A 10,888-nucleotide genomic window follows, 5' to 3' on the forward strand; every position below is an offset into this window, starting at 1 on the left:
TGGCGGCGCTGCTTCGGTTCGCAAGAGTACGCGGGGCGGTCCAGCCGCACCGAGTTCTCGCGCACCCCCGGCCGCGCCCGACGGCGCACGAATGCCCCCCGAGGGCTCAGCTCCTGCCCCCCGAGGGCGCACAAATGGCAACCGAGGGCGCACCCCGCCGACGTCGACGCCGTCACCTCGGGCACCCCGCGGACACTCCGTGTTGGAGTGCAATTCACACGAGGTGCGATATATCGGTACGATAGGTCGGTGGCAAGGCGTGGAGAGAGCATCGAGCTAGCAGTCCTAGGGCTGCTGCACGAGTCACCCATGCACGGATACGAGTTGCGCAAGCGCCTCAACCTGATGCTGGGCTGGGGGCGGATCCTCTCCTACGGGTCCCTCTACCCCGCCCTGAAGAAGATGTTGCGCGCCGACTGGATCGAAGAGCGCACGGTGACCAACCCCGGCGCCCTGACCAGCCGACGTCCGCGCATCGTCTACCAGCTCACCCCGGCCGGCGAGGAGCAGTTCGTCCGGCTGATGTCCGAGGTCGGCCCCAATGCGTGGGAGGACGACACCTTCGACATCCGGTTCGCCTTCTTCGGGCGGACCGACATGGAGATCCGGCTCCGGGTCCTGGAGGGTCGGCGCAGCCGGCTCCAGGAGCGCCTGGAGAAGGTCCAGGGCGACCTGTCGCTCACCCAGAAGGAGATGGACCGATACGCAGCCGAGCTCCAGCGCCACGGCGTGGAGTCGGTGGAGCGCGAGGTCAAGTGGCTCTCCGACCTGATCAACGCCGAGCGCAACCAACGCCCGGCGGACAACACCGGGTCACCCTGACCGGGCCTCTGGCGCAATCGGGGATCGCAGTTCAGTCAGCAGTTCAGTCAGTCAGATAATCGACAATGCAGGAATGAGGAGACCGATGGGATCGGTTCGCGTAGCAATCGTGGGAGTCGGCAACTGCGCCACCTCCCTCATCCAGGGCGTGGAGTACTACAAGGACGCCGACCCGTCCGGCACCGTTCCGGGTCTGATGCACGTCAAGTTCGGTGACTACCACGTCTCCGACGTCGAGTTCGTCGCTGCGTTCGACGTCGACGCCAAGAAGGTCGGCTTCGACCTGTCCGAGGCGATCGTCGCCTCCGAGAACAACACCATCAGCATCACCGACGTCCCGCCGACCGGCGTGACCGTCCAGCGCGGCCCGACCCTCGACGGCATCGGCAAGTACTACGCGATGACCATCGACGAGTCCGACGCCGAGCCGGTCGACGTCGTCCAGGCGCTCAAGGACGCTCAGGTCGACGTGCTCGTCTCCTACCTCCCGGTGGGCTCCGAGCAGGCCGACAAGTTCTACGCCCAGTGCGCCATTGACGCCAACGTGGCGTTCGTGAACGCGCTGCCCGTCTTCATCGCCTCGGACCCGGAGTGGGCCAAGAAGTTCGAGGACGCCGGCGTCCCGATCGTCGGTGACGACATCAAGTCGCAGGTCGGCGCCACCATCACCCACCGCGTGATGGCGAAGCTGTTCGAGGACCGCGGCGTCGTGCTGGACCGCACCTACCAGCTCAACGTCGGCGGCAACATGGACTTCAAGAACATGCTCGAGCGTGAGCGCCTTGAGTCCAAGAAGGTCTCCAAGACCCAGGCCGTGACCTCGAACCTGACCGGCCCGCTGGCCGGCAAGATCGAGGACAAGAACGTCCACATCGGCCCGTCCGACTACGTGGCGTGGCTCGACGACCGCAAGTGGGCCTACGTGCGCCTCGAGGGTCGCGCGTTCGGTGACGTGCCCCTGAACCTGGAGTACAAGCTCGAGGTCTGGGACTCCCCCAACTCGGCCGGCATCATCATCGACGCCGTCCGTGCCGCCAAGATCGCCAAGGACCGTGGCCTCGGTGGCCCGATCCTGTCCGCCTCGGCGTACCTGATGAAGTCCCCGCCGGTGCAGATGCAGGACGAGGTCGGCCGCGCCGAGCTCGAGAAGTTCATCAAGGGCGAGTGATCCACCCTCGGCACTCGTGCCGAGACCGCACCACCTGACTGACTGAACAAGCGCCGTCGGCTCCGCAAGGGGTCGGCGGCGCTTCAGCATTTGCGGAGGTCGCCGTAGCGAGCGAGCGCACCCGGCCGGGGGAGCCTCCGCCGCCCCGCGTCGCGCATCTCAGGCACCATGAGGGGTACGCGCGCTGCACTCGGCGGAGTCCTCGGTGAGGTCGAGGGTTCAAGCACTACTTGGATCGGGTCGCCGCGCCCTCTACCCGGACGAGACATGCACGCAGCTCCGCATCGGCTACGGATTCGCTGCGGTCTCAAGCGTCGCGTCCCACTTGTCCAGCAACGCGTCGATCATCACTACTTTTGCGCCCGAGGTGCATAGTTCACCGTAGTCATAGCGACTGGGCGGACACTGTTGGGCATAACCGGACTGTTTGGAGATGACTCCCCTGGCTCCAGCTCGCCCCTCGCTTCGCAGAACATAGACTGGACCACCGCTATCCACGGGACCAGTAATCGGGCCACCGGAGCTGGATTCGACCCAGAATCCGGGACACCAGTCATTGTTCTCCAGCCCGCATCGAAATCTCTGAACCACGTCGACGTAAGAACGCTTGCACTCGCCCCCACTTGTGCCACCGCTGTTCGATCCACCAATGCAGACCTGCTCCCCCTCTTGCGCAACCGCTTTGCCGCCCACGCCGATGACATTGCTGGTGGTGTAGCCGCCGTGGTAAACCCTGCCGATGGTCGCCGGACTCGGAGCGGGGTCAATCAAGAGCGAGTCAAGCGCTGGTCGGATGGCAACCTCGACAGGGTCGGCAACGATCGTCTCTGACAGGTTTCCGTCCTTCACCCACGATGGATCGCCCTGCGGGGCGCAGTGGCCCGCGGTCAGGATCCGGCCACCGCCATCTCGCAGAACGCTGAAGCCGGCCGTGCACCCGCGCCCGTTGGAGAACTTCAACATCCCACCGCCTTTGTAGGGGTTCGTCATATTGAAGGTCGACGCATACGAATCGATGTCCTCAACCTCTCGGAACTCGATCGGCGCGTCGATACCTGCGCTCAGGAGCTCCCGACTCAACCTTCTCGTCTCCGGGGTGGATCCCTCTCCAAGGAGGTTGATGGTGACCACTAGGCCGCCCGCGTTCCCCGCGGGTCCGATTCCGACGACGGGAAGAGCGTGTTCATCAATGATCTCGGTTCCAAGGTCGACAAGTCGCTCCAGGTCGATAGACGAGAACCTCGCCTCGTTGATCTCAACCGTGATGCCGCGCTGCGCGGCGCTCGCGACCGCCGGATCCTTCAACTCAGGACGCATACTGCCCACCCAGAAAAGCTGGATAGCACTTCTCTCGGGCTGTAATACAAAGCTACCGAAGGCGGGGTCGTCCCGAAGGTATTGCAGGTCCTCATGTACATCGTTGATAAGGCCCTCCGGGTGGAGAACGTCTGATTCGAGGACCGCTTGCGCGCGTGTAGGTGCAGGATCTTCGGCAACCCCGATTGCCACAGCGCCCGCGGTGCCAGCGCTCAAAAGTGCCACGCTAACGGCGACGATCGCTACCCGAGAACGGCGATGACGGTGTCCGAACATGTGAATCCCCTATCGAGTCGAGATTCCATCGATACAGGACTACGCGAACTTCGTCAGCACGTCCCCGGGCCCCGTCCGAATTGGGTGTGGAATTTGTAGTGCACGTAACAAAGGTCGACAACACGACGGCGTCTGGCTGACCCGACCGACCCCAGCAGCATTCGGGTGGCTGGCGTCCTCGCAAGGCCGCCTTGATCGGTCGCGGAGCAGGGCGACTCGCTGAACGACAGCAGGTCGGCGCGGGTGGCGAGTAATGGCTGGTAGCGGTCGAGGCGGTCGTCGACGTCGAGGGTGGCAAGCAACGCGAGGCCGACCCGGGGGCCGTCAGCCATCGCGAGCGCGGCGGCATGGTTGATCGTCACGATCGGATAGCGCGAGGCGGAGGAGTTCAGCCAGCGAGCGATATCATCCGATATCCAACGCTGGAGGTGCGATGCCCAACCTGTTGATCCGCGACGTTCCCGAGAACGTCCTGGCGGGCATCGATGCCCATGCGGCGCGCCTGGGCCTCTCGCGCGCGGAGTACATCCGACGCCGCCTCGCCGCCGATGCCGCCTCGTCGGGCAGCCCGGTATCCGTCGCGGATCTCCAGTTGTTCAGCGACCAGTTCGCTGACCTCGGTGACGACGCGGTGATGGACGCCGCGTGGCGGTGACGAGCTGGCTGATCGACAAGTCGGCCCTGATCAGGCTGGGCCCCAGTCCCGATGCAGCAACGTGGGCAACCCGGATCGAACGCGGTCTGGTCCGGGCCAGCACAGTGACCCGCCTGGCGGTCGGATACTCGGCGCGCTCCGCCCAGGATGCGCGGCGGGTCTTCACCCGCCCTCCGCTCGCGATGATGCCGGTGGAGTACCTCACTCCCGCGATCGAGGACCGCGCTCAGGAGGTGCAACTGCTGCTCGCCGACCGGGGCCATCACCGCGTGCCCTCGATTCCCGACCTCCTGATCGCCGCCACTGCCGAGCTCGCTGGGTTGACCGTCCTCCATCTCGACAAAGGCTTCGAGCTGATCGCGGAGCTGACCGGCCAGCCCGTCGAGCGACTCACCACCTGATCCGGTCCCGGCAACCCGGGTGTTGAGCGCCGGCGGAGGATGGCAGCGTGATCGAGATCGAACCAGCCCGCTTCGAGGCGATGGTCGCCGAGGCACTGGACGGGCTGCCCGACGAGTTCGGCTCGCTGATGAGCAACGTCGCCGTGGTCGTGGAGCATGGGGCGGATCGCCCCGGGTTGCTCGGGCTCTACCAAGGGATTCCGCTGACCCGGCGCACCACCCACTACGCGGGGGTGCTGCCCGACCGGATCACCATCTACCGCCAGGCGATCTGCCGGATCTGCAACACCGAGGCCGACGTGGTCGACCAGGTCCGGCGCACGGTCGTGCACGAGGTGGGCCACCACTTCGGCATCGGGGATGCGAGGCTGCGCGAGCTCGGCTGGTGACGGCGGACTGCACCGCACCAAACCATCGAATTAACCAGGTGTGCGCTCAGCACCGACCTTCTAGGATCGACACGCCCTCGCGTGCCCAGTATGGGTAGGCGTTCCGCAAGGACCGCGCGCCGGCATCGGAACGGGTTGGGCCTCGCTAGCCGCGGGGAATCCGCCCGTTCCACCACACGGACTCCCGAGCTGGCGGAGCGAGTTACGGCAGCCAGTAGACGTCGGCGCGACGATTTGCGGCGTCGTCCTTGCCGAGCGGGTTGCGCGAGGAGGTGGCGACGGTGGTCGCCTTCGCCTTGACCCGCAGTCCGCGCAGGAACTTCACCACCGCGGCCGCTCGCTTCGCCGAGAGCTTGCGGTTGGCGGGGTTGTCGCCGCCGCCGTACGCCTGGGTGTTGCCGTAGACGACGATCAGCTCGGCCTTGCGGAGCTTGGGGGCGAGGCTCCGCAGGCATTTCTTGGCGGCCGGGGTGAGCTTGGCGGAGTTGAAGGCGAAGCGCACGGAGCCGATCCGCTCCAGGCCGCCGGCGCTGGGCTTGGCGCCGTTGACCTCGGTGACGGCGATCGTAGAGCGGCGGACGACGCGCGAGCCGTCGCGCACCACGATGGTGCAGCGGCCCGCCCCGGTGAGGACGGCCTTGCCGCGGACGACGCCGCAGACCTTCGCCGGCGTCGCGGTGACGCGGTAGGCACCCTCGCCCTTGCCGAGCACGGTGACCGCGCGTGGCGCGGGCGCCTTGGCGGGTGCCTTCGGGGCTGCCCAGACACCGAAGGTGACCTCGACCTGCTCCGACGGGGCGTAGGTGGCATTGCCGGCAGCGATCGCGGTGAGGGTGCAGGTGCCCGCGGACTTCAGTGCGACGGCGTTCTTCGCCACGGTGCAGACCTTCGGGGTCTGCGACGTCACGGTGACCGGGAGGCCCGCGCTGCTGGTGAACCGCACGCCTGCCGTGCGCTTGGAGAGCGGGTAGCCGTGGGCACCTGCGACGGTGACCTGCTGGGTGTGCTCGATCGGCGCGGCGGCGATCTCGAAGGAGCGGGTGACCGGCTCGGCGGCGTTGTAGACCGTCTCCAGGGTGTTCACGTCGGCGTTGCCGGCCTGCGTCGCCTCGATCGTGCAGGTGCCGACTGCGAGGGAGGCGACCTGGCCTCCGGTGACAGAGCAGGTCTCCGGCGTCAGGGTGCGGTAGCTGACGTCGAGGCCCGAGGTGGCGGTGGCGGCAGGGCTCTGGGCGCTGTCGCCGAGGTCGACGTCGTCGAGCTCGGGGAAGGCGATGGTCTGGTCAAGGGCGGCCGGCCATACGTGGAAGCTCTTGTCGGCGCTGGCCGCGTTGTACTCGTAGTGGCCGTCGCCGACCGGTCCGCCGCTCTGGTGGGCGCGGACGGTGCAGACGCCGAGCGCGTCGGCGGAGACGGTGGAGTTGCTGGCGCGGTTGGTCGCGATGCAGACCTCCGGCGTGAGTGATTCGAACCAGATCGGGCCCTCACTGTCGGCGGTGGCGAGCAGCACCTGGGACCCCTCGCCGAGGCGCATGTTCAGCGGGTCGGTGAACTGAACGTCCTGGTGCAGGGCGCCCGCGTTGACGTTGAACGTGCGGCTCACCGGGGACGCCGCGGCGTAGGTGACCTCGTCCGGCCCGACGCCGCCGTCCTGGGTGGCCTCGATGGTGCACTCGCCGATCCCGACGAGCGTGACGTCGACGCCGTCGACCGTGCAGACGTCGGGCGCCAGCGACTCGGTGGTCACGGGCAGTCCCGAGCTCGCGGAGACCACGAGCGGCGGCACGGGCTGACCGTGCGTGACGTCGGCAGGCTGGGTGAAGTCGATGCTCTGCGCGGCGGCCGGGGCGGCCACGGGCCAGTTGAAGTCGCAGACGAACGGCGTCGCGTGGGTGATCGTCGCCAGCGATTCGCTGTCGATGACGGCCGGGTCGTACCAGCGCCACTCGATGAGGTCGGCCTCGACGTAGGCAGCGAAGTCGGCATCGGCCTGCTTGATGGTGCCGCGCAGCCACATGCTCTGGTCGTCGCGGCGGACGCCGTCAGCGAAGAGCACCAGCCAGCCGTCGGTGGAGGCGGAGAACTCGGCGGCACGGATCCCCTGGGGCAGACCCACCAGCTCGGTCCAACTGCAGGTGGCCTGAGCACCCGCGGAGGCGGGTCCGGCGACGGCGATCAAGCCGGCGATAGCGCCGACGGCGGCGATGATGAGAGCGAGGAACGCGGAGACAGCGCGCCGGGTCAGCGACGAGCCCCTGCGACGGGGAGTGGTGGCAAGCATGGGGTGACGGCCTTCGGGATCGAGGTGTGCGGCGGGTGCGCCCCGGCGCAGACCTGCACTCGATCCACTGCCCGGGCGTTCGTGGCAGTGCCTTGATCCCATCGGCCCTGCAGACGCGAAGTTAAGGCTTCGCGGTGCGCGGGTCGGTCGTGTCTAGACGATCGCCTGTGCGCCCAACCACGCGGTGACGGCGGTCGTGGCCACCGTGGTCGTCACGAAGAAGCCCACGATCATCGCCGTGCCGAGGAGGCGGCGGGCAGGCGAGCAGTTCGGGGGGAGCACGATCTGTCGCAGGTCGGAGAGCACTCGACCTGCCCGGCTCACCACATGGCGGGCCCACGGGAAGCCGACAGCGAGCAGGGAGAACCCGGCAGCCATGGCCACCAGCCCCGGCCCAGGAAGGACCAACATGGCCACGCCTGCCAGGATGACCACAGGGGCGGTCACCGCCACGAAGGACTTGATCATGGCACGGCGCACCGCGGTCTGGCCCGCCCACCCGTCAAGGCGGGCGAACACGGCCTCCATGCGGGGAAGCGCAGTGCTCTCGGACATCAAGACTCCAGCGTTGAACGGTTCGGTGCCCTCAGGATGCCTGACGAGTCTGAGGCCATCCTGAGCCGAGCCTGAGGCGAATCCTGGACGCCGTCGCGCGCGACCGCGCTGGAAGGTCTCGACTCCTCTCCTGATCGAATTGTCGTCACCCATGCGTGGTTCCTCGGTGGTCGAGCTTGTCGAGACCCCGCCAGAGGATCGTCATCGCAGTTAACCTCAGCCCATGCCTCAGTCCGGCGAGAAGCGAATGCGCCTTCGCTACGACGGCGTCTGTCGTCTGTGCGGCGCGTCGCTCCCGGCAGGAGTTGAAGCGGTCTACGAACGTGCCACCAAAACCGTGCGGTGCTTGGAATGCGCACCTGCGGGAGCTCCCAACGCCCCGGAACCATCGGACTCCACCGCCGAATCGAAAGCCGAACCGCCAACCTCGGCACCGGACGTCGCAGGCGCTTCCGCCCGGCGCGAGTACGAGCGCCGTAAGGCCAAGCGCGAGAAGCGGATCCGCGCGAAACACCCCAAGCTCGGCGGACTGATCCTTGCCATGAGCGACGACCCGCAGTCCACGAAGGCATGGAACACCGGAGCGATCGGCGAGGAGCAACTCGGACGCCGGCTCGATGAGCTGGCCTCGGACTCGGTCCGCGTCCTCCACGACCGCCGCATCCCCGGCACCCGCGCAAACATCGACCACATCGCCATCACCCCGACCGGCATCTACGTCATCGACGCCAAGCGCTACGTCAATCAGCGCCCGGCGTTGCGGATCGAGGGTGGCATCCTGCGCCCGCGGGTGGCGACGTTGATGGTCGGCGGCCGCGACCGCACCAAGCTCGTCGACGGCGTGCTGAGCCAGGTCGAGATCGTGCGCGACATCGTCGGTGACGCCGTACCGGTAACTGGCGTCCTCTGCTTCATTGACGCCGACTGGCCGCTTTTAGGTGGCGCCTTCACCATTCGAGGTATGGAAGTCCTCTGGCCCAAGAAGTTGTACCCACTCCTCGTTGCAAGCGGCGATTTGCCTGACAGCGTTGACGAAGCGGGGGTCCGGCTTAGTGCTGCACTTCCTCAGGCCTGATCAGACCGGCGGCAACAGGGCCTTCCGTGCGGTTCCCCAGCGCCACCGTCTCGCGGCGGATGTCATCGTCGATCCCACGGTTGAGCCCTCCTAATCGATGAGGTCGACCCCGTCGTACGCGGATGGATGTCTGCATCTAGGCCCCCAGCACTTCAATGCGGGGCTAGCCTTCGCCGAAAGGTTCCGCAAAATGACGGTGCCGCATCAGCGATCAAGACCGACTGCGTAGGGGCAGGGATGAGCGAAGAATCCTGGCACGAGGCACGCCTGATTCCAACGTCGGGTATCAATGGCGCCGAGGAGCAGGAGCGACGGGCAACCTCGGCTCTACTGGCGGTGCTGAGCGCGGTGAAGGAGTTCGGTCGGAGCTTCGTGAAGCCGTTCGGGGCCCCAGCAGGAAATATGGAGTGCTACATCGAGGTGCCGTTCGCGCTTGGCGAGCGGCGGCTCTATCCAGACGGACTCATTCGCGTTTCGCGAGGTAGCAAGTCTTGGACCGCTCTGGTCGAGGTGAAGACGGGACCGAACCAACTCGGCGCAGAGCAACTTGAGTCCTATTTGGACATCGCCCGCGAGCAGGGGTTCGACGTCGTCATCACCATCTCCAACGAGATCCCACCCATTGCCGGTCAACATCCGACGAAAGTCGACAAGCGAAAGCTTCGCAAGGTCGAACTCCACCACGTCTCGTGGTCACAGGTGCTTGCCGACGCGGTCATGCAGAAGGAGTTCCGAGGTGTTGCCGACCCGGACCAGGCCTGGATCCTCGGTGAGCTGATCCGGTATCTGGAGCATCGGAAGTCTGGCGCTCTCGAGTTTGACGACATGGGCGAAGCCTGGGTGGGGGTGAGGGACGCTGTCGCTGCGGGCACGCTCCGACAGTCCGACAAGGGCGTCTCCGAAGTCATCACGCGATTTGATGCGCTCCTCCGGTTCGCGAGCCTGCAACTCGGCCGTCAGCTCGGCGCCGAGGTCGTCCCGGTATTGACCCGCAAAGAACTCACCGACCCTGCATCACGGGTACAAGCGATGACCACGACGCTCTGCCAGACTGGCACTCTCACCGGTGTCGTGCGCATACCCGATACCGTGGGGAACCTCGTCATCACGGCAGACCTGCGCTCTTCCAAGGTGACCTGCCATGTCGATGTGGACGCGCCCCGTGAAGGGCGTCCGACGACGCGGGTCAACTGGCTGATCCGACAGTTGAAGGCCACCCCAGACTCGGCCCGCGTGGAGTCCTTCGTTGCGCACGGCCGCGGATCGGCGATGGCGGAGCTCCTCGGCACAATCCGAGAGAACCCAGCGTCGCTGGTTGATGACTCCGGCAGGGAGATCCGGACCTTCCGCATCGCGACGACCGCCACGATGGGAACCAAGCGCGGCCGCGGGCGTGGGGCGTTCATCGACTCCGTTCTTACCTCTATCGACGGGTTCTACTCCGATGTGCTCGGGTCGTTGCGAGCATGGTCGGCGGCACCACCGAGGCTGCGCCCGACGGATGCGGCGGCGAAGGGTATCGACCAGGACATCCCGTCAGCGTTGTCCTCGACCGACTACTCGTCCCAGGACGATGAACCGCACCACCCGCAGGCGGTTGATCACTCGCCTACGGCGGAACCGGACCTCGCCAATGCCAGTTCCGACACCGCAGCTGATCGCCTCTTGGAGTGACAGCGTCCGCTGTCACTCAGAACTGCTGATCACGGCATCGGAGGCCTGAAAGAGCCCGTCCACTGACTGCGCCCACGGCGGCAGGTCGGCCGACAAGGTCATGCAGTCAGGTCGCGATTGATCTCGTCATATTGATGGATCAGGAAGTTGCGGTTCGCGACGGCAAGCGCCCACTCGACGCCGTCCGGCGCGAGCACTCCGAGCTTGGACAGCCGGTTAGCGGCCTCGCCGAGCTTCATCATGAGCGAGTCGACGACCTCCTGCAGGAGGTCGTC

At 66.5% G+C, this 10,888-nt stretch carries 11 protein-coding genes; 7 read left to right on the forward strand and 4 right to left on the reverse strand.

From position 1 onward, the window contains the following. The first annotated feature begins 249 nt into the window (after window positions 1-249). Together ABD151_RS07340 and ABD151_RS07345 are read left to right on the forward strand one after the other, a co-directional pair. The gene (locus tag ABD151_RS07340; protein WP_343992839.1) at window positions 250-822 is read left to right on the forward strand and encodes a PadR family transcriptional regulator; all 573 of its coding nucleotides are present in this window, start codon (window positions 250-252) and stop codon (window positions 820-822) included. A gap of 85 nt (window positions 823-907) precedes the next feature. Further along, entirely contained in the window at window positions 908-1,990 is a 1,083-nt protein-coding gene (locus ABD151_RS07345) for an inositol-3-phosphate synthase (protein WP_343992841.1), read from the forward strand. 288 nt (window positions 1,991-2,278) lie between these two features. On the opposite strand, the gene ABD151_RS07350 is transcribed toward ABD151_RS07345, so the two are convergent. Next, window positions 2,279-3,523, reverse strand: coding sequence for a chymotrypsin family serine protease (locus ABD151_RS07350; protein ID WP_343992843.1), 1,245 nt, complete (start codon window positions 3,521-3,523; stop codon window positions 2,279-2,281). A gap of 113 nt (window positions 3,524-3,636) precedes the next feature. Next, a complete protein-coding gene (locus tag ABD151_RS07355) occupies window positions 3,637-3,945 on the reverse strand; it encodes a hypothetical protein (protein WP_343992845.1) in 309 nt (102 codons plus the stop codon). A 71-nt stretch (window positions 3,946-4,016) separates the two neighbouring features. On the opposite strand from ABD151_RS07355, the gene vapB reads away from it, so the two are divergent. Genes vapB through ABD151_RS07370 form a run of 3 tightly spaced genes read left to right on the forward strand, consistent with a single transcriptional unit; the run spans window position 4,017 to window position 5,028 of the window. Continuing rightward, complete coding sequence (gene vapB, locus ABD151_RS07360) at window positions 4,017-4,238, forward strand: type II toxin-antitoxin system VapB family antitoxin (RefSeq protein WP_343992847.1); 222 nt, start codon at window positions 4,017-4,019, stop codon at window positions 4,236-4,238. Further along, window positions 4,229-4,639 (forward strand): PIN domain nuclease, encoded by a 411-nt coding sequence (locus tag ABD151_RS07365; RefSeq protein WP_343992849.1) that lies wholly within the window; start codon window positions 4,229-4,231, stop codon window positions 4,637-4,639. The genes vapB and ABD151_RS07365 overlap by 10 nt, the downstream gene beginning before the upstream one ends. A 47-nt stretch (window positions 4,640-4,686) precedes the next feature. Beyond that, window positions 4,687-5,028: a metallopeptidase family protein gene (locus ABD151_RS07370; RefSeq protein ID WP_343992851.1), complete on the forward strand. Its 342-nt coding sequence runs from the start codon at window positions 4,687-4,689 to the stop codon at window positions 5,026-5,028. Between the two features lie 202 nt (window positions 5,029-5,230). On the opposite strand, the gene ABD151_RS07375 is transcribed toward ABD151_RS07370, so the two are convergent. After that, a complete protein-coding gene (locus tag ABD151_RS07375; RefSeq protein WP_343992853.1) occupies window positions 5,231-7,309 on the reverse strand; it encodes an OmpA family protein in 2,079 nt (692 codons plus the stop codon). Between the two features lie 153 nt (window positions 7,310-7,462). Beyond that, complete coding sequence (locus tag ABD151_RS07380) at window positions 7,463-8,017, reverse strand: PGPGW domain-containing protein (RefSeq protein WP_343992855.1); 555 nt, start codon at window positions 8,015-8,017, stop codon at window positions 7,463-7,465. A gap of 70 nt (window positions 8,018-8,087) precedes the next feature. Between ABD151_RS07380 and ABD151_RS07385 the strand changes: the two genes are divergently transcribed. Together ABD151_RS07385 and ABD151_RS07390 are read left to right on the forward strand one after the other, a co-directional pair. After that, entirely contained in the window at window positions 8,088-8,939 is an 852-nt protein-coding gene (locus tag ABD151_RS07385; protein WP_343992857.1) for a nuclease-related domain-containing protein, read from the forward strand. A 237-nt stretch (window positions 8,940-9,176) separates the two neighbouring features. Beyond that, a complete protein-coding gene (locus ABD151_RS07390; RefSeq protein ID WP_343992859.1) occupies window positions 9,177-10,613 on the forward strand; it encodes a hypothetical protein in 1,437 nt (478 codons plus the stop codon). The last annotated feature ends 275 nt before the right edge of the window (window positions 10,614-10,888 follow it).

This window comes from Nocardioides dubius (assembly GCF_039528155.1).
Classification (GTDB): Bacteria; Actinomycetota; Actinomycetes; order Propionibacteriales; family Nocardioidaceae; genus Nocardioides; species Nocardioides dubius.